Genomic DNA, 19,022 nt, shown 5'->3' on the forward strand with positions numbered 1-19,022 from the left:
TTCAGCGGTCGATGGGCGATCCGCTGGGCACCGCACCGGGGATGCCAAGCCGACCTGCGAGCGCGACCGGATCGGAAAGGGTGCGCAAAAACGCAACCAGCGCGGCAATGTCGGCGTCGTCCAGCGTGACAGGGCGGGTGGTGACTGCGCTCAGGATTTCCGCCTGCATTACCGGATCGACCGGCGTGTCCCGGGGGTCAATGTCTTTCGGAAGATGGACATTCACGACAATATCGTTGCTTTTTGCCACAGGATCAGCGTGAAACTGTACAAAATCCGACAATTCTGCAAATGCTCCCGTGTGGCCATAGGGCCCGGTGAATTCGACATTGCGCAACGATGGCGTGCGAAAGGCAAAGGCGTCCGCGGGATTGCCCGTCACCTCCATCCGGCCTTCGTCACGGGTGTGGTTTTCGAACCGCGCCGCCTTGCCCGGACCGAACTGCGGCACGCCCATGGCATGAAATCCCTGATCGGTCTGGAAGGGGCCGGAGTGGCAGGCGGCACAGCCTCCATCGCCGAAAAACAGTTCGGCACCCTTGGCCGAAGTGCCGTCGAGCTGTCGCTCGCCACGCAGCACAGCATCGAACTGTGACCCGTCCGACCGCCACTCAAATGCGACAAAAGCCGCGATGGCGTTGGAAATATCGGTGAACCCGATGTCGCGCCCCGCTGCAATCTCCGGATAGACTTGATCGAACCGCTGACGATACTCGGGGATTGCGGCCACCCGGGCCGACAGGATATCCCAAGCGCCGTGCGACCCGGTGATCATCCCCAGCCGAACCGCTTGCGCCACATCGTTTTCGGAATAATGCCCGGCCATTTCGTCGGCGCTGAGCACGGGGAACATTGTCTGTGCCGATAAAACCCCCGAAAACCCGGTCAGCATTTCGTCTTCCATCGGGGTGCGCATGCCGGAAGGCCGCGATGCATCTGCCTGCACCCGGCCATCGTGGAACAGAACTGTCATTTCCCGCGCACCCAGATTGAACAGCGCGGGCGAATTACGCGGGATGCGTTCTTCGGGCGGATTGTCGGGGTCGGCGCGGCGGTCGGGGCCAAGCCCGATGCCACCCTCACCAACACCCAGCGCCAGACCGTCGGCGGTGGCGAATCGGGGGTGATGGCAGGTGGCGCAAGAAATGTTGCGATTGCCGGACAAGACTGGATCCCAGAACAGCAGGCGGCCCAGCTCGGCCTCGGCCCGGTCCACCGGCAGATAAAGATCATCAGTGACGGGGGCAGGCCAGTGATCGCTCGGGCCACCCGCAAAGGTGGCGGCGGGCAGGGCGGCAAGAGCAAGGCAAAGCAATCTCATGGCACACTTTCAAGGCGCGCACAGGCGCAACGTGGCAGATCCGTCACCCGCAAAGGGGCATTGATCGCATTCTGCATGCCGGACTGCGCCGAAACAAGTTCCGCGTCGCCAAGCATTACACGGAACGGTTGCCCGTCACAGTTCAACAGCAGAGACGTGGATTTCGGGTGACATGTTCGGCGCCGTAGTTTGCCGGTCGGTGGTTCGGATGGCGCGCCGTTTCGGGCGGCAAACTCGAGCGCTTCGATCCCGGCGTCAGACTGTAAGATGGCGGATCATCGATGCGTTCTGAAAAGTTCATCGCCCCGGTCGAACTCGTTCTCCGAGCCCTGACCGGGGGCGACGCTGGCGACATTTCGCCCAGCCGCGCACCTAATGGGGCAGCTGGGCGGCGTCGAGTCTCCTCCCACGACGCACGCCCCCAGATCTCTGGATCCGGTCATAAAATTTTGGCGTCACCGAGACGGCTTGTCCATGTTGAATGTCAATAAACCGCCTAATAATTTGGCATTCGGCGAAGATCTCGCGTCATAGGAAACTCAGGATGAGCGCGTTCAACCTGAGGTTGCCAATTGCCGGCGGTATGCCCGTGCGGTTCGAATCGGGACAGGCGGCGGGCCTCGGCTTCGTTGCCGTTCACCGGGAAGGTATCATAGCTGCGACCGCCCGGATGGGCGACGTGACAGATGCAGCCGCCGAGTGATTTTCCAGTCCAGGTGTCGAAGATATCGAAGGTCAGCGGCGCATCGACGGGCAGGACCGGATGCAGCGCCAGCGGTGGTTGCCACGCCTTGAACCGCACCGCACCGACGCTTTGCCCGGCGATGCCCGTGGCGGTCATCGGAACCGGGCGGCGGTTGCAGGTCAGGATAAAACGCTCGGGGTCGGCGGCGGTCAGTTTGGCCTGCATGCGCTCTACCGAACTGTCGGTATAACGCACGGTGCCACCGATGGCGCCGGTTTCGCCAAGAACGTGCCAGGGTTCCAGCGCCTGGCGGATTTCCAGATGCACTCCTTCGTATTCAACCTGGCCGCAGAACGGGAAACGGAATTCGGCCTGCGCCTGAAACCAGTCCGGCGACAGGTCGAATCCGTGATCGGACAGGTCGCGCAGCACGTCCAGGAAATCGGTCCAGATGAAATGCGGCAGCATGAACCGGTCGGCCAGAGTGGTGCCCCAGCGGGTCAGCGGGCCCTTGATCGGATCTGCCCACATCCGCGCGATGATGGCGCGCAGCAACAGTTGTTGCGCCAGAGACATGCGCGGATCGGGTGGCATTTCAAAGCCGCGAAATTCGACAAGCCCCAGCCGCCCGGTGGGTCCGTCGGGCGAATACAGCTTGTCGATGCAGATTTCGGCGCGGTGGGTGTTGCCGGTGACATCGACCAGCAGATTGCGGAACAACCGGTCCACCAGCCAGGGCGCAGGGGCTGTGCCTTGCCCGGGCAGCGGCACCTGCGCCAGCGCAATTTCAAGTTCATACAGCGCATCCTGCCGCGCCTCGTCCATCCGGGGCGCCTGAGACGTCGGTCCGACGAACATGCCCGAGAAAAGATAGGACAGCGATGGATGCCGGTTCCAGAACAGGATCAGCGAGGCAAGCAGATCAGGACGCCGCAGAAACGGGCTGTCGGCGGGAGTTGCACCGCCGACGACCACATGGTTGCCGCCGCCGGTCCCGGTGTGACGCCCGTCGATCATGAATTTATCGGCGCCAAGGCGGCACTTGTGGGCCTCGTCGTATACTGCTTCGGTGGTGGCGACACATTCGTCCCAATTCGCGGCGGGATGGATGTTGACCTCGACCACGCCGGGGTCTGGCGCGACGCGGATCACGTTCAGACGTGGATCGTCTGGCGGGCCATAGCCTTCGATATGAACCGCGACACCCCGTCGGGCCGCCGCTGCTTCGGCCGCCGCGACCAGTTCCAGATAATCCTCCAGCCGCTCGACCGGCGGCATGAAGACGCACAGCCGCCCGTCACGCGGTTCGACGGAAACGGCGGTGCGGACCTCTCCCTCAAGCTCGCTGATCTTCTGTTCGACGCGGTCCTGATGCGGCTCGGACGCGGTGAACGATGCGCGGGCCTGTCGGGTTTCCGCGCGTTCCGCATCGCTGGGTGATCGCGCGGAAGAGGTATGATCAGGGAGCGGCGGGCGGCTATCGAACGGATCCTGCGGGATGACATGGGGATAGCGCGATTCAGGCACATGGGGCAGGGCGTTCAGCGGCAGCCGATAGCCGACCGGGCTGTCACCCGGCACGAGGAACAGGTGACCGCGCCGCGTCTTCCACTTTTCCGATTGCCAACCCGAAAAGGATTGCGCCTGCCATGGCTGGATTGGTGTCGGTTTCATCGACGGTTTCTGGACGGGCAGGACATATCCCGATGGTGTGGTCAGGCCACGGTCAAACACCCGCGCGATGCGCTGACGCTCTTCAGGGTCGCTCAGCATGGAATTGCCTGGTGTGACGTTGTCGGGCAGGTTGCTTTCCTTGAGGATCCAGGTGCCGGGGTCTTCGTAAGCCGCGGTGACGTTTTCACCGGGGACACCAAGGGTTTCGGCCATGTCGGCCAGCAGCGTCGCGGCCTCTTCGGGCGTCGCCGTTCCGGCTCCGTCCTCATCGGCGGTATCCGAACGCGGTTCGATCGCGATCAGGTCGGGGTTCTGCCAGATCGGTTTGCCATCGGTGCGCCAGTACAGCGAAAACGTCCAGCGCGGCAGGGTTTCACCGGGATACCATTTGCCCTGACCGTAGTGCAAAAAGCCTCCGGGCGCGAAACGCTCGCGCAGCCGGCGGATCAGATCGTCGGCGAACTGCCGTTTCGTCGGGCCAACGGCGCCGGTGTTCCATTCCTCGGCCTCGAAATCGTCGATGCTGACAAAGGTTGGTTCGCCGCCCATGGTCAGCCGGACGTCGCCGTCGGCCAGAGCGCGGTCGACCTTGGCCCCCAGCGCGTTCAGGTCGGCCCATGCCGCATCGGAGAACGGTTTGGTGATGCGCGGATGTTCGGCCACCCGGGTCACTGACATGTCGAAGTCAAATTCGACCTCGGCAAAACTGGCCACGCCGGAAATTGGCGCTGCATTGCGATAATGCGGTGTGGCGGCCAGCGGAATATGCGATTCACCGGCCAAAAGCCCGCTGGTCGGGTCCAGCCCAATCCAGCCCGCGCCGGGCAGATAAACCTCGGCCCAGGCGTGCAGGTCGGTGAAATCCTTGTCGGTGCCCACCGGGCCGTCCAGCGCCACCAGATCGGGTTTCAACTGCACCAGATAGCCCGACACGAAACGCGCCGCCAACCCGAGATGGCGCAGGGCCTGGACCAACACCCACGACGTATCGCGGCACGACCCCTTGCCAGACTCAAATGTCTCCTCGGGGGTCTGCACGCCGGGCTCCATCCGGATGACATAGCCGATTTCATCAGCCAGACGGCGGTTCAGTGCGACGATGAAGTCATTCACATGGATCTTTTCGCGCGACACCCCGGCCAGAAATGCCGACAGATGCGGCCCTGCAGGTTCGGGCGTCATATAGATCGACAGATCGGGGCGAATTTCTTCGGGATATTCAAACGGCCAGAACTCGGCGCTGGCCTCGACGAAGAAATCGAACGGGTTATAGACCGACATGTCGGCGGTCACGTCGACTTCGATCTTCAACTCGCGCACCGGTTCGGGAAACACGAAGCGCGCCAGCCAGTTGCCATAGGGATCTTGCTGGTGGTTCACGAAATGCCCGCCCGGAGACACCTTGAGCGAGTGCGAGATCACCCGGGTGCGCGAATGGGGCGCGGGGCGCAGGCGGATCACCTGTGGCCCCAGAGTGACCGGGCGGTCGTATCGGTAATGGGTCAGGTGATAGATGCTGGCATGAATCGCCATGAATTACCCCTTGCTGCGCTGTGGCATTTGGTCTTGCGGATCGAGCGTGCAAGCCCGTGTCGTGCGCAGTATGGCACAGGCCTGCGGGCTATGGTCAACGCTCAGTTTGTTGTGGGCCCGTTTGTTGTGGACCGGTGGGGCGCGATCAGGTCCCGGATGAAATCAAGCTTGTCCATCACCGGCGCCGACAGGACAAAGGGATAAAGGTCAGGCTGCCCCAATGACCGGTTGATGGCGTTGACGGCAATCGACACAGGCACCCAGGCGTCGATCACGGATTGCGCATCGGGCGCGCCGTAAGGGTCGAACCGCACGCCCGGCTGCCCCATGTCATAGGCCCAGGCGGTTTCCAGCCCGTCCACCATATGCGTCCAATGCGCCCAGGTTTCGGCGAAATCCTCCCACGGGTGGGCGGCGGCATAGGCGGTGATGTGGTTCTGCCGCCAGTCGGCGGGCGGGCCGTTCTCATAGTGACGTTTCAGAGCCTCGCCATAGTCCGCGCGTTCGTCGCCGAACAGGGCGCGAAACCGGTCCGTTTGGGCACTGTCACGCACCAGCCTGTCCCAATAGAAATGGCCAATCTCATGGCGCAGATGCCCGACCAGCGTGCGATAAGGTTCGCCCATGGCGGCGCGCCGCGCCTCACGCTCGGCATCGTCGCCTTCGGCAATGTTCAGCGTGATCAACCCATTGGCATGGCCGGTCAGGACTGGTTTCGCGCTGCCGTCCTTGGCGATTTCGTCGGCCAGAAAATCGAACACGAGTGCGGGGGGCGCATCACCGACCGGGGTGGGCAGCCCCCAGCGGTGCAGCGAATAGAACAACTGCCGCTTGGCCAGTTCGATGGCGGCCCAGCGGGTGCGGTTCTCGTCGTTGCTCAGATCAGGAACGGTGCGGTTGTGACGACAAGCGGCGCAGAACAGCTCGCCATCCTCGACCAGCCAGTTGCACCCGGCGGGTTCAGCGTTGGCACAGGGGTGCACCGGCGTGACCATGTCAAAAGCAGAGGGCAGATAGCCCAAGGCGCTGCCGCAGACGACGCAGGCCGCGTTGTCAAAATGAACTTCGTTGCCACAGCTTGGGCAGGAAAAGCGTTTCATATTCTGGATCCCAAAATCGAGTCTGTATCAGATGGGGTTCGGCAGCGAGGCGCGCAAGCGCGCGGTGGAGGGTTGGATCGCAGGTGCAAGGCAAAGCCTTGGCACAGGGCTTGCATGACCCACCCGCGATTCAGACTTCGGACGATGCGTCGGCGAGCGCACCGCTCAGATGCTCGGAGAGCAGCGCCATGTCCCACGACGTCCCACAGCCGATGCGGATGCACCTGTCCTGCGGCGCAACAAACGGCATGCGGACAAAGATGTCACGGTCGATCAGCCCCGCCAGAACCCGGCGGGCAAAGGCTCCGTCGCGGCCACAATCGACAGTGACGAAATTCGTCGCCGAGGGCAGGGGGGTAAGGCCATGGGCGCGGGCAATACCGGCAATGGTGTCGCGAGCGATGGCGATGTCGGAAATGACACCGGCCAGCCACTCCTGATCTTGCAGGGCGGCCAAAGCGCCCGCCTGCGCGATCCGGGTCATGCCGAAATGGTTGCGGATCCGGTCGAAACTGGCGATCAGGTCGCGCGGCCCGATGGCATAGCCAACCCGTGCCCCCGCCATGCCGTAAACCTTTGAAAAAGTGCGCAGACGGATCACATTCGGGGTGTCGGGTGCGATGTCCGGGGCGGTCCCGGCCGGGGCACATTCGACATAGGCCTCGTCAAGCAGCAACAGGCAGGTATCGGGCAGGTTCGCCACCAGATCGGTAATCCGCTCCGCGTTGTGCCAGGTGCCCATGGGGTTGTCGGGGTTGGAGAGGTACAGCACCCGTGCATCGTGTTCGCGCACCATGGCGAGCAGCCCCGCAAGGTCTTCGTGATCGTCGCGGTAGGGCACCCTGTGCAGCGTGCCGCCATAGCCAGCGACATGATAATTGAAGGTCGGATAGGCGCCGTCGCTGGTGACCACGTTCACCCCCGGCGCCACAGTCATCCGGCACAGATACCCAAGCAGCGTATCGATTCCTTCGCCGATCTGGATATGACCCGGATCGATTGCGTGGAGTGTGGCAAGCGCCTGCCGCAGGTCATAATTCTCGGGGTCAGGGTATTGCCAGACCTCGCCCGCCGCCCGTTGCATCGCGGCAAGGGCGAGGGGAGAGGGACCAAACACGGATTCATTCGCGCCAATACGGGCGGCAAATCGGCGGCCACGCTGCCGCTCCTGCGCTTCAGGGCCGACGAAAGGGACCGTGGCCGGAAGGCTGGCCACATGGGGCGTCAGAAAAGCGGACATGGCAGTGGCCCTTTTACATGGATGGCGCGGGTGGTGGGGGCGGATGCCTCCGGCGGGAGTATTTGGACAAAGAAGAAACCGGGTTAGCCGATTTCCTGAAGGCGCGTCAGTGCGGTTTGCAGCCGGGTCTGCTCTTCGGCCCGGTTGGCAGCCTGAGCTTCGGTTTCCACGATGACGTCGGGGGCGGCGTTTTCACGGAACTTCGGGTTTTTCAGGCGACCGTTCAGCCCTGCCAGCTCTTTGTCGACCTTGCCCAATGCTTTGACCAGCCGATCCTTTTCCGCTGAAACGTCGATGATATCGGCCAGAGGCAAGGCGAAGGTGCCACCTGCCACGGTGATCGTCGCGCTGCCCTTGGGGGCAGCGGCCGCATTGGCCAGACTGTTGATCCGGGCCAGTTTCAGGATCATCGGCGCGTTGTTCTGCCAGGCGGTTGCCCCGGCCGCGTCGAGATCAAGTTGCAGCAAATCAATCTTGAGCGCGGCGGGAACGTTCATTTCACCGCGAACCGAACGGATCGATTCGATCAGCGAGATCACCCAGTTCATTTCCCTATCAGCGTTCTCATCGATCAATTCAGCGCCGTAGGTGGGCCAGTCGCCATGGATCAGCATTTTCTGCCGCTCGGCCAGTCCCCAGAGCTCTTCGGTGATGAAGGGCATGATCGGGTGCATCAGGATCAGGCATTGGTCCAGCACCCAGGCGAGGGTCTTGCGGGTCTCGGTTTTCTCTTCTGCGGTGCCGTCAAGCAGCAGGGGTTTGGACAGTTCGAGATACCAGTCACAGACCTTGCCCCAGACGAAGACATACAGCGCGTTGGCGGCATCGTTGAAACGATAGGATTCAAGGGCTGCGTCGACTTCGGCCCGGACCTTGGCGGTTTCTCCGACAATCCAACGGTTGACCGTCTTTTTCGCGTCGTCCTGACTCCGCGTGTGAACAGAACCGAAGGGCACTTCGTTCATTTCGGCAAAACGGAAAGCGTTCCACAGTTTGGTGCCGAAATTGCGGTTGCCCGCGATGCGCGAGGTCGACAGCTTTAGATCGCGGCCCATGGACGCCATGGAGGTGAGCGTGAAACGCACCGCATCGGCGCCGTATTCTTCGATCAGGTCAAGCGGATCAAGCACATTGCCGAGGGATTTCGACATCTTCTTGCCCTTCTCGTCGCGCACCAGCGCGTGGACGTAAACCGTTTCGAAAGGTTTCTGCCCCACGACTGCGTATTGCATCATCATCATCCGGGCGACCCAGAAAAAGATGATGTCGAAACCGGTGATCAGGACGGAGGTGGGAAAATACTTTTGCAACGCTTCGGTGTTTTCGGGCCAGCCGAGTGTGCCGATCGGCCAGAGGCCGGAGGAAAACCATGTGTCAAGCACGTCTGGGTCACGCCACACCGGATAGGCCAGCTTTGTGGGGTCTTGGCTGACGTTGTATTCGGCCAGAGATGCGGCAAGCCGGTGCACCGCCTCGTCCCGGTTGGCGACTTCGACCACCCGGGCGGCAAAGAGCGGGCTGGGCAGCGCGGCCAGATCGTCGCGGAACTTGTCGGCCACGGCTGCGATGTCGACCGCACAATGGTGGCGGCGGCCCGAGTGGATCAGATGGTCGCGGGTCAGCAGCGACAGCAGTTCGACCTCGTCGAGTGCGTTGTCCCCGTCGTCGTGGAAAGAGGAAGTGTGCAGATCCAGCCCGTACCAGACCGGAATCTGGTGCCCCCACCACAATTGACGGGAGATGCACCATGGCTCGATATTTTCGAGCCAGTTGAAGTAAACCTTGCGGTCCTGTTCAGGCAGGATTGTCACCTCGCCCGAACGGACGGCATCGATGGCGGGCTGGACGATCTTTGCGGTGTCCACAAACCACTGGTCGGTGAGCATCGGCTCGATCACCACTTTCGAGCGGTCACCAAAGGGCTGCATGATCTTCTTGTTCTCGATCAGGGGCAGCCATTCATCGCCTTCGGGGGCGAAGCAGACCGCGCCATCGTCGTCGCGGGGTTCGACACGCACCATGACGGCCAGATCATCGGCGATGATCTGCGCGACGATCTGCTTTCGGGCCTCGAACCGGTCGAGGCCGCGCAGGTCGTCGGGAACGAGGTTGAGCGTGTCGACCTCGGCTCCGGTGAACGCCGCACCGCTGGCGATGTCCTGCGCCCGGGCGGCGCACTCGGCATAGGATGCACCATCGGCGCGCATGTGGGCGCGGGTGTCCATCAGGCGGTACATCGGGATGTTGCCGCGCTGGGCCACTGCATAGTCGTTGAAATCATGGGCCCCGGTGATCTTGACCGCGCCCGAGCCAAAGGTGGGGTCGGGATATTCATCGGTGATGATCGGGATCAGCCGGCGGTGTGCCTTTGGCCCCACGGGGATTTCGCACAACTGCCCGACGAGGGAGGCATAGCGTTCGTCCGAGGGGTGAACCGCCACCGCTCCGTCGCCCAGCATGGTTTCGGGCCGGGTGGTGGCGATTGCAATATAATCGCGGGTTTCGCGCCGGATTTCGTTCCCGTCGGCGTCTTTTTCGATGTATTCATAGGTTGCGCCATTCGCCAGCGGATATTTAAAGTGCCACATGTGGCCGTCGACTTCGGTGCTTTCCACCTCGAGATCAGAAATCGCGGTTTCGAAATGCGGATCCCAATTGACCAGACGTTTGCCGCGATAGATCAGCCCTTTTTCGTGCAGATCGACAAAAACCTTGATCACCGCGTCGTGGAAATTGCCTTCTTCCCCCTTGGGGGCACCCGGTGCGCCGGACATGGTAAATGCCTCGCGCGACCAGTCGCAGGAGGCGCCGAGGCTTTTCAACTGACCGATGATTGTGCCGCGCGACAGAATCTTTTGCTGCCAGACGCGCTTTACAAAGGCTTCCCGGCCCATTGTCTGCCGGTCAGGCTCGCCAGTTGCGGCCATGACACGTTCGGTCACCATCTGGGTGGCGATGCCTGCGTGATCGGTGCCCGGCTGCCACAGCGTGTCGAAGCCGCGCATGCGGTGCCAGCGGATCAGGATGTCCTGAAGTGTGTTGTTGAACGCATGTCCCATGTGCAACGAGCCGGTGACGTTCGGCGGCGGGATCATGATCGAGAAGGTTTCGGCGCGCGAGGCATTTGCGCCGGCGACGAAGCAGCCGGCCTTTTCCCAGGCGGCATAAAGCCGGTCTTCGGCCTGATTTGGCTGGAATGTCTTTTCCATCGGCATCTGCTGTCCCCTTTTCGCGTTAATAATGAAATAGCGAAGCGGGACGGCAAGGGAAAGAGCGGTTCGCGGCGGGCGGACCTGCACGGTGAAGAATCAGCCGCGGAGTCAGGTCGGGCGGTCGACCTTTGTGGACAGATGGATCAGGCTTTCGGTGTCGCGCACACCGGGGATCGCCACGATCCGGTCCAGCGTCTGGTCCAGATCTTCGGTTGTCTCGGCGGCCAGTTGCAGGATCAGATCTATCCGTCCCGTGGTGCTGTGCACCGTCTCGATCTCGGTGATGTCACGCAGGCGCGCGATAACGGCGGCCACGGTGCGCGGTTCCAACTGCACAAGGACGGTGGCGCGCACCCGTTTCAGCGAAAGGGCACGGCCCAGTTTGACCGTGTATCCGGCGATCACTCCGGTGCTTTCCAGCCGTTCGATCCGCGCCTGAACGGTGGAACGCGCAACCTTGAATCGACGCGCAAGTTGCGATGTGGAGGTCGAGGAATTGCCCACAAGGGCGGCCAACAGGCGCTGATCGAGTTCGTCCATGAGATTCCCATCAATTCGCCCGTCCGACCGCGCATATTAACGACGTTTCTGCACAGTTCAACTCTGTTCATCGGTAAAAGCAACCAGCATATGACGCCACAGAACTCAGGAGTTAAGGGCGCGCGTTTCGTACCTGACCTGGTGTGGTGAACCTTTGCAGGCACCTCCCAACTGACGGGTCAAAATGATCCGAAGGGCAAGAGAAACGCGGCTCCAAATGCTTGAGGAGACAGGACCATGGGCCTTTCGAAAACCATCTTTTCAAATCCGACCGAATTTCTGACCCGCGAACAGCCGGACGATCCGGTGCTGTTCTTTGCGCCGATGGTTCTTCAGGCGACGGCGAAACGGTTTCTGACGGGTTTTCCAGGGCTTGTGACCTATGCGGTGAAATCCAACCCCGACGAGATGGTGGTGGCCAATCTGGCCGCTGCCGGTATCCGGGGATATGACGTCGCCTCGATCTTTGAAATCGACCTGATCCGCCGCATCGCGCCCGGGGCTGCCATGCATTACAACAACCCCGTCCGGTCGCGCAGCGAAATTGCCCGCGCCGTCGAGTTGGGCGTGACATCGTTCAGCGTCGACAGCCATTCTGAACTGACCAAACTGCACGAGATCGTTCCTGCCGGGGCCGAAATCGCCGTGCGGTTCAAGCTGCCGGTGAACGGTGCGGCCTATAACTTTGGCGCCAAGTTCGGCGCGACCGCCGAAAAGGCGACGGAGTTGCTGAAGGCCGCGCAGGACATGGGTTTCGTCGCCTCGCTGACCTTCCATCCGGGCACGCAGTGTACCGATCCGATGGCTTGGGATGCCTATATCCGCACGGCGGCGCGCATCGCGGATGACGCCGGTGTCCGGATATCGCGGCTGAACGTGGGCGGTGGTTTTCCGTCGCATCGTCTGAACGATGTGGCACCCGAGCTTGAGACGATCTTTGCGCTGATCGACCGGGTGGCCGGTGAAGCCTTTGGCGAAGAACGCCCTGATCTGGTGTGCGAGCCGGGGCGCGGTCTGGTGGCCGAATCCTATTCCCTTTCGACTCAGGTGCGTGCGATTCGCGACGATGAGCATGTTTTCCTGAACGATGGAGTCTATGGTGGGCTGGCGGAACTGCCGCTGATCGGCATCATCGACCGCGTCGAAGTGCGTTCGCCCGAGGGCGAGCATCGCACCGGCGAAGGAACCGGACGCATCGTCTTTGGCCCGACCTGTGACAGTGTCGACCGGCTGCCGGGTGAGCTGGTGCTGCCGGGGGATATGATCGAGGGCGATCATGTAATATTTCACGGGCTCGGCGCCTATTCCACCGCCACGGTGACCCGGTTCAACGGTTTTGGCAACTTCCAGATCGTCACCGTCATGGCGCTGCACTGAAGCCTGTCCGCGCGCGTGAAATGAAATCAGCGGCAGGCGGGGCTGGACATGGCCCCGGCTGCCGTTAGTGTCTGCGACGACAGAATAGCGCGACGATCGCAGGAGAACACCATGGACGCATTCGGCAAATCGCAGCCCGCCAAGCGGGTCGAAGATGTACGTTTCCTCACCGGGGGTGGGCGTTATGTCGACGATATTGCACCCGAAGGCGCGTTGTACGGGTTCGTTTTTCGCAGTCCTGTGGCCCATGCCGAAATCGACGGAATCGATGTCGCCGACGCCCGCGCGGCACCCGGCGTGCGTCTTGTGCTGACGGCTGAAGATATCGAAACCATGGGTGCCAGACTGGCGATGGCATTTTCGCGCGTCGAGAATCGCGATGGCACCAAGGGCTCGGGCGCCGAACGTCCGTTCCTCGCCAAAGGCCGGGTGCGGTTCGTGGGCGAGCCGGTGGCATTCATTGTCGCCGAAACTCTTGCGCAGGCCCGGGATGCGGCCGAACTGATCGAATTCGACTATACCGATCTGCCCGTCAAACTGGACGTCGTACCGGGCGGACAGACGCTTCACGATGACACGCCCGACAATGTGGTTTTCGACTGGGGCATGGGCGACGAGGCCGCAACCGAAGCCGCATTCAAGGCCGCAGCGAAGACCGTCAGCCTGTCGATTGACGACAACCGGGTGATCTGCAATTCGATGGAACCACGCGGAGCCTATGCCGAATGGGCCAATGACCGGCTGCATGTCTGTTTCAACGGGCAGGGCGTCTGGGGGCTCAAAACCGACATGTCCGAGACGTTCGATCTGAAGCCCGAACAGGTGCGCATTACCACCCCCGATGTGGGTGGCGGTTTCGGGATGAAGGGCTTTGCATATCCCGAATACCTGATGCTTGCGGCGGCGGCGATACAGTTGAAACACCCCGTCCGCTGGATGGGCGAGCGGACGGAATCGATGCTGTCCGACAACGCGGGTCGCGATCTGGTCAGTCAGGCGGAACTGGCGTTTGACGACGATAACAAGATTACTGCTTATCGCATCACGTCCCGGTGCAACATGGGCGCATATTCCAGCACTTTCGCACAATTCATCCAGACACAGCTGTTTTCCCGCGTCCTGACCGGTGTTTATGACGTTCAGACGATCTGGATGCAGGCCACCGGCGTGTTCACCAACACCACCCAAGTCGATGCCTATCGCGGCGCTGGCCGCCCCGAGGCGATTTTCGCACTGGAACGGATGATCGATTACGCCGCCCGCGAGTTGGTCGTCGATCCCTGGGAAATCCGGCGGAAAAACTTTATTCCCGCCGATGCCTTCCCCCATGACACGCCGGTCGGCGAAACCTATGACGTGGGCGATTTCCACCGGCTTCTGGCCAGCGCCGAGGAACATTCCGACCGCGCCGGGTTTGCCGCGCGCCGCGCCGACAGCGAAGCCCGGGGGCAGTTGCGCGGGCAGGGGCTGTGTTACTATATCGAATCGATTCTCGGCGATCCGTCCGAAACCGCAGCGGTCGAATTTCAGGACGACGGCACCGTGTTGATCTTTGTCGGCACCCAGAGCAACGGACAGGGCCACGAAACCGTCTATGCCAAATTCCTGTCCGATCAGACCGGAATTCCGATGGATGCAATCAGTGTGGTGCAGGGCGATTCCGATCGTATTCCCCATGGCGGTGGCACCGGTGGATCTCGATCAGTCACCACGCAGAACAACGCCACACTGTCCACCGTGGCAAAGATGGTGAGCCAGTTCGGCGCGTTTCTGGCCGATGAATTGGGTGTCGCCCCCGAGGATGTGAGCTTTGACGACGAACGCTTCCGTGCCACGGGGCGCAACGAAACCCCCGACATGCTCGAAGTTGCGGCCATGGCCCGGAACAAGGGGCGCGCCGACCTGCTGAAAATCACCGAAACAGCCAAATTGCCCGGGCGGTCCTTTCCCAACGGCGCTCATGTGGCCGAGGTCGAGATCGACCCGGAAACCGGCGTGGTGACGGTTGAAAGATACACGGTGGTCGATGATTTCGGCAATCTGATCAATCCGATGCTGGCCGAAGGTCAGGTGCACGGCGGGGTGGCACAAGGGATCGGACAGGCGCTGACCGAGCGGGTGGTGTTTTCGGACGAAGGGCAGTTGCTCACCGCCACTTTCATGGATTACGCCATGCCCCGGGCCGACGACCTGCCGATGATTGCGTTTTCCACCCAACCGGTACCCTCGACGGCCAACATTCTTGGCATGAAGGGCTGCGGCGAGGCGGGAACCGTTGGCGCGCTTGCGGCGGTGGCCAACGGGGTGCTGGACGCGGTCTGGGACCGGGGCATCCGCCAGATCGACATGCCGTTCACGCCACATCGCGTCTGGCAAGTCCTGAACCAAGCGGGTGGGGCAAGGATTGCGGCGGAATAAACAACGCCGCATCCATCAGACCGGTCCTGCGTCCTGGCGTGGGCCGGTCGATCATGTGGTCATACTGGACGGCACCATGTCATCGCTGGAGCCGGGGTGCGAAACCAATGCCGGTCTGATCTGGAAACTGCTGGATGAACTGACCCCACGCACCGACCTTTCCGTGCGATACGAACCGGGACTGCAGTGGGACAGCTGGCGCCAGGTTCGCAACGTGATCATCGGGCGCGGTCTGAACTCACAGATTCAGCGGGCCTATGGCGCGCTCGCGTCGCGCTGGCGGCCGGGCGACCGGATATTCCTGTTTGGCTTTTCCCGTGGCGCCTATGCGGTGCGTTCGCTGGCCGGAGTGATCGACCGGGTGGGGCTGGTGCGCAGCGATCAGGCGACAGTGCGCACGATCACCGCCGCCTATCGCCTGTACCGCAAAGCGCCCGAGGCCGAGGTGACCCGCGCCTTTTCCGCCGCCTATTGCCACGAAGGCGTTCAGGTCGAAATGATCGGTGTGTTCGATACGGTCAAGGCGCTTGGCCTGCGCGCGCCCCTGCTCTGGCGCTATTCCCAGCCGCACCATGCGTTCCACAATCACGACCTTGGCCGCACCACGCGCCACGCGTTTCATGCCTTGGCACTGAACGAAACCCGCCGCGCCTATGAACCGGTCTTGTGGCAAACCACGCCAGAGCAAAAAGCAACCTGCGTGCAGATGTGGTTTCGTGGCACCCATGGCGACATCGGAGGCCATCAATACTGCCTGTCGGCCTGTCGCCCGCTGGCCAACATTCCTCTGGTCTGGATGCTGGAAAACGCCGCCGAATGCCAGCTCCCGCTGCCTGACGATTGGCGCAGCCGGTTCCCCACCGACCCAGACGCACCCTCGGCCGGATTGGTCCGCGGTTGGGCAAAACTGTTCCTGAACCGTGCACGCCGTCCCTTCGGGGTTGATGCCAGCGAGCAGATACATCCCACCGCCCAGCCTGTATCGATCCCGTCGTCTTCTTCTTTGTAAAAATACTCCCGCCGGAGGGGTATCACTTCCGTATCACGCGATCTCATAGAAGGCCGAGATTTTAAATCTGGCTTTAATTTTAGCGAGGTAGCGTCTCACTGCGGCTCGGTAGCTTCCGGGCAGTGCCAGTTGAGTTTGTAGATATTTCGGAGGTAGGCATATGGCAAAATCAAAATTCTATACGGTGGCGCAGTTGAGATCGCTGCCATCAGGAAAGCATTGCGACGGTCAGGGGCTTTGGCTGTTCAAGAGGAAGGACGGCGGCGCCCAGTGGAGCTTTCGGTTTTCATTGTATGGGCGACAGCGTGAAATGGGACTGGGCGCCTATCCACTCCTCTCGCTCGCAGACGCCAGGAAAGCAGCAGAGGAAATGCGGCGGATCGTGGTAAATGGCGATGATCCCGTCAAGATCAAGCAACGGCAAAGAAATCTGGCCAGCGCGGAGGCAGGCCGGTTTCATATCTTGGCGCAAGCTGCGTTTGAAGCTCATCGATCGACTCTGAAACATGATGGCGCGGATGGCTCGTGGTTTAGTCCGATCAAGAATCATCTTCTGCCGCATCTGGGTATGATTCCTGTCGTGAAGATTGACCAACATGACATCAAGCACGCCCTCTCCCATGTTTGGGAGACCTCGCCCGTAACAGCGAAGAAGGCGCTGTCCCGACTGAAGCTGATCCTGACATATGCTACCGCCGAGGGCTTCGACGTGAATCTCAGTATCGTCGAGCAGGCGCGGATCTTACTTGGCGCACCGCGGCACCAAGTCACGCATATCGCGGCTCTCGACTGGGCCGATGCGCCCTCGTTCTACCAATCGCTTAGCGATCTCGTGCCTGTCGAACTGGCACTCCGTATGTTGATGCTGACCGGAGTTCGCTCGGACGCGATCAACAACATGCGTCTCGAGCAGATTGAAGGCGATATCTGGACGGTCCCAAGCGAGCATGTGAAAGGCCGGAAGGGATTCTGCAAACCCTTCCGCGTGCCGTTGTCCATGGAAGCGCTGCGAGTGATCGAGTTGGCGCGCGCGATCGAGCAGGGTGGTTATCTTTATCCCAACAGTCGAGACGGATCACTGAACAAAATGGCGATGCGCAACTTGATGGTCTTCCGTGGCCTTGAAGCCCGACCACACGGGTTCCGCGCCACAATGCGGACTTGGCTGTCTGACCGCACAGAGTGTTCGCGGGAAGTAGCTGAGGCCTGCTTGGGACATTTTGTCGTCAATGAGGTGGAGGATGCCTATAACCGTGCTGATTATTTGGAGCGGCGCAGACCCTACATGTCCGCATGGGCAGATTATCTAATCGTTAGGATGTGACAAGGTCGCCCCGTGTCCGGTGCTTTGAGGACGCCGGAAGGAAGGGCGGGAAGGAGACATTCGCTGCAACATAGCATTATGTGCATTCGGGCTGTTTGTTGAATTCACTTCATCAACAAGAATAACTCTTGGCGCTTAATTATGTTTGCGGTATGGAGACGCCGTATATATTTTCCATGGGACCGAATGGAGAGCAGGATGTCTACAGTCGAACGTTGCGCAGTCAACATCACCGGGTCCGGCGATAAGGCTATCGTATTTTTGCATGGTTACGGTTGTGACAGTGGCATGTGGCGCAAAGTAGCCCCAGCCTTTGAAAAGGATTTTCGCGTCGTTACCTATGATCTCATGGGGTACGGGAAGTCTGCAGCAACGCATTATGACATGGTCCGCTATGCCACCTTGGATGGCCATGCGGATGACCTGATCGCAATATTGGAAGAACTTCAGTTGAAGGATGTGGTCGCGGTCGGCCACTCTGTGAGCGCGATGACTATTGGACTGGCCGCGACACGTCGTCCGGATTTGATCGGGAGACTGGTTATGATTTGCCCGTCGCCCAGTTATGCCAACGATAACCCCTATGTAGGCGGATTCGAGCAGCGCGATCTTCTTGGCCTGCTCGATGTTCTTGACGTGAATTATCTGGGGTGGGCGCACGAGATGGCACCGCAGATCATGGGGGCATCAGATCGCCCGGAACTCGCCAAGGAATTGACGGATAGCTTTTGCCAAACTGATCCAGCCATCGCCAAACATTTTGCAAGGGTCACGTTTCTCAGCGACCATCGCAGCGACGTGAAGGCTATTGCGCAGCCTACCTTGGTGTTGCACTGTCAAGACGACGTTTTGGTGCCACCATCTGTCTGGACTTGGCTGACGGACAATATGCAGAACGCTGAGTTGATAGTACTGGAAGCAACGGGCCACTGCCCACATATCAGCTATCCTGAAGCAACGACAGAGGCGCTCGCTGAGTTTGTGCGGCCGCGTATTGCCGCGTGAGCAGTGGCTTCGATGGCCTGATGCATCCTGATTTATGGCCTTGTGGTCTTGTGGTCATGGATGGGGCGGGTCATATCCAAAAGTCCAATGTCACGCTAAGAAGGTGGCTGGCGATGGATGCTGCTGGGCAAGGCGAAAGCGTTCGTTTCGCCGATATTTTGTCGAGAGCAGGCCGGATCTATTTCGAAACTCATCTGCGGCCGCTTCTGCTCATGCAGGGTTACTTTTCGGAAATTTCCATAGAGCTTGAACGACCCGACGGCACACGTGTTGCTGTATATATGAATGGTAGTGCAACCCTGTCCGACGGTCGCATGGTCAATGCCCATTTCAGCATGTTCCAAAACGAGCACCGCCAAGCATTTGAACATGAACTGGTAGCTAAGCGGCGCGTAAGTGAAGCGTTCAAAGTTCTTGTCGGGTCTTCACCTTATGCCATTATGTCTGTGAGCATGGACAGGGGAATCGCGTTTGGAACTGAAGGCGTGAACGGTCGCTCTTGCCTGTGAGGGCGAGATGGATTCTGAATTGGGGATTGCGTTCACGGAGTCCTCATCCTCATGCAGATTTTTCTATCCGCCTTC

12 protein-coding genes are annotated in these 19,022 nt (G+C 60.8%); 6 read left to right on the forward strand and 6 right to left on the reverse strand.

What is annotated here, in order from left to right:
• Nucleotide 1: 1 nt before the first annotated feature.
• The 6 genes from FQ320_RS20320 to FQ320_RS20345 all read right to left on the reverse strand — a co-directional run bounded on the left by FQ320_RS20320 (nucleotide 2) and on the right by FQ320_RS20345 (nucleotide 11,305).
• Nucleotides 2-1,321 (reverse strand): cytochrome-c peroxidase, encoded by a 1,320-nt coding sequence (locus FQ320_RS20320; protein WP_148475159.1) that lies wholly within the window; start codon nucleotides 1,319-1,321, stop codon nucleotides 2-4.
• 496 nt (nucleotides 1,322-1,817) lie between these two features.
• The gene (locus FQ320_RS20325; RefSeq protein ID WP_148475160.1) at nucleotides 1,818-5,213 is read right to left on the reverse strand and encodes a DUF2126 domain-containing protein; all 3,396 of its coding nucleotides are present in this window, start codon (nucleotides 5,211-5,213) and stop codon (nucleotides 1,818-1,820) included.
• A 101-nt stretch (nucleotides 5,214-5,314) separates the two neighbouring features.
• Nucleotides 5,315-6,313 carry a putative zinc-binding metallopeptidase gene (locus tag FQ320_RS20330; protein WP_148475161.1) on the reverse strand — a complete coding sequence of 333 codons (999 nt, stop codon included), beginning with the start codon at nucleotides 6,311-6,313 and terminating at the stop codon, nucleotides 5,315-5,317.
• A gap of 130 nt (nucleotides 6,314-6,443) precedes the next feature.
• The gene (locus FQ320_RS20335) at nucleotides 6,444-7,553 is read right to left on the reverse strand and encodes a pyridoxal phosphate-dependent aminotransferase (protein ID WP_148475162.1); all 1,110 of its coding nucleotides are present in this window, start codon (nucleotides 7,551-7,553) and stop codon (nucleotides 6,444-6,446) included.
• Nucleotides 7,554-7,636: 83 nt separating this feature from the next.
• The gene (locus FQ320_RS20340) at nucleotides 7,637-10,768 is read right to left on the reverse strand and encodes a valine--tRNA ligase (protein ID WP_148475163.1); all 3,132 of its coding nucleotides are present in this window, start codon (nucleotides 10,766-10,768) and stop codon (nucleotides 7,637-7,639) included.
• 105 nt (nucleotides 10,769-10,873) lie between these two features.
• On the reverse strand, nucleotides 10,874-11,305 hold the full coding sequence (locus tag FQ320_RS20345; RefSeq protein WP_148475164.1) for an Lrp/AsnC family transcriptional regulator: 432 nt from the start codon (nucleotides 11,303-11,305) through the stop codon (nucleotides 10,874-10,876).
• A 237-nt stretch (nucleotides 11,306-11,542) separates the two neighbouring features.
• Here FQ320_RS20345 and FQ320_RS20350 point away from each other — a divergent pair, with 237 nt between their 5' ends.
• The 6 genes from FQ320_RS20350 (at nucleotide 11,543) to FQ320_RS20375 (ending at nucleotide 18,947) form a co-directional block, all read left to right on the forward strand.
• A complete protein-coding gene (locus tag FQ320_RS20350; RefSeq protein ID WP_148475165.1) occupies nucleotides 11,543-12,682 on the forward strand; it encodes a type III PLP-dependent enzyme in 1,140 nt (379 codons plus the stop codon).
• Between the two features lie 111 nt (nucleotides 12,683-12,793).
• Complete coding sequence (locus FQ320_RS20355; protein WP_148475166.1) at nucleotides 12,794-15,100, forward strand: xanthine dehydrogenase family protein molybdopterin-binding subunit; 2,307 nt, start codon at nucleotides 12,794-12,796, stop codon at nucleotides 15,098-15,100.
• The gene (locus FQ320_RS20360) at nucleotides 15,087-16,109 is read left to right on the forward strand and encodes a DUF2235 domain-containing protein (protein ID WP_255509638.1); all 1,023 of its coding nucleotides are present in this window, start codon (nucleotides 15,087-15,089) and stop codon (nucleotides 16,107-16,109) included. Before FQ320_RS20355 ends, FQ320_RS20360 begins: the two co-directional genes overlap by 14 nt.
• 160 nt (nucleotides 16,110-16,269) lie before the next feature.
• The gene (locus FQ320_RS20365) at nucleotides 16,270-17,433 is read left to right on the forward strand and encodes an integrase arm-type DNA-binding domain-containing protein (RefSeq protein WP_148475167.1); all 1,164 of its coding nucleotides are present in this window, start codon (nucleotides 16,270-16,272) and stop codon (nucleotides 17,431-17,433) included.
• A gap of 198 nt (nucleotides 17,434-17,631) precedes the next feature.
• Nucleotides 17,632-18,438, forward strand: a complete 807-nt coding sequence (locus tag FQ320_RS20370; protein WP_148475168.1) for an alpha/beta fold hydrolase — start codon at nucleotides 17,632-17,634, stop codon at nucleotides 18,436-18,438.
• Between the two features lie 113 nt (nucleotides 18,439-18,551).
• Nucleotides 18,552-18,947, forward strand: coding sequence for a hypothetical protein (locus tag FQ320_RS20375; RefSeq protein WP_187394004.1), 396 nt, complete (start codon nucleotides 18,552-18,554; stop codon nucleotides 18,945-18,947).
• The last annotated feature ends 75 nt before the right edge of the window (nucleotides 18,948-19,022 follow it).

It is taken from the genome of Oceaniovalibus sp. ACAM 378 (genome assembly GCF_008085915.1).
In the GTDB taxonomy this organism is placed as follows: Bacteria; Pseudomonadota; Alphaproteobacteria; order Rhodobacterales; family Rhodobacteraceae; genus Oceaniglobus.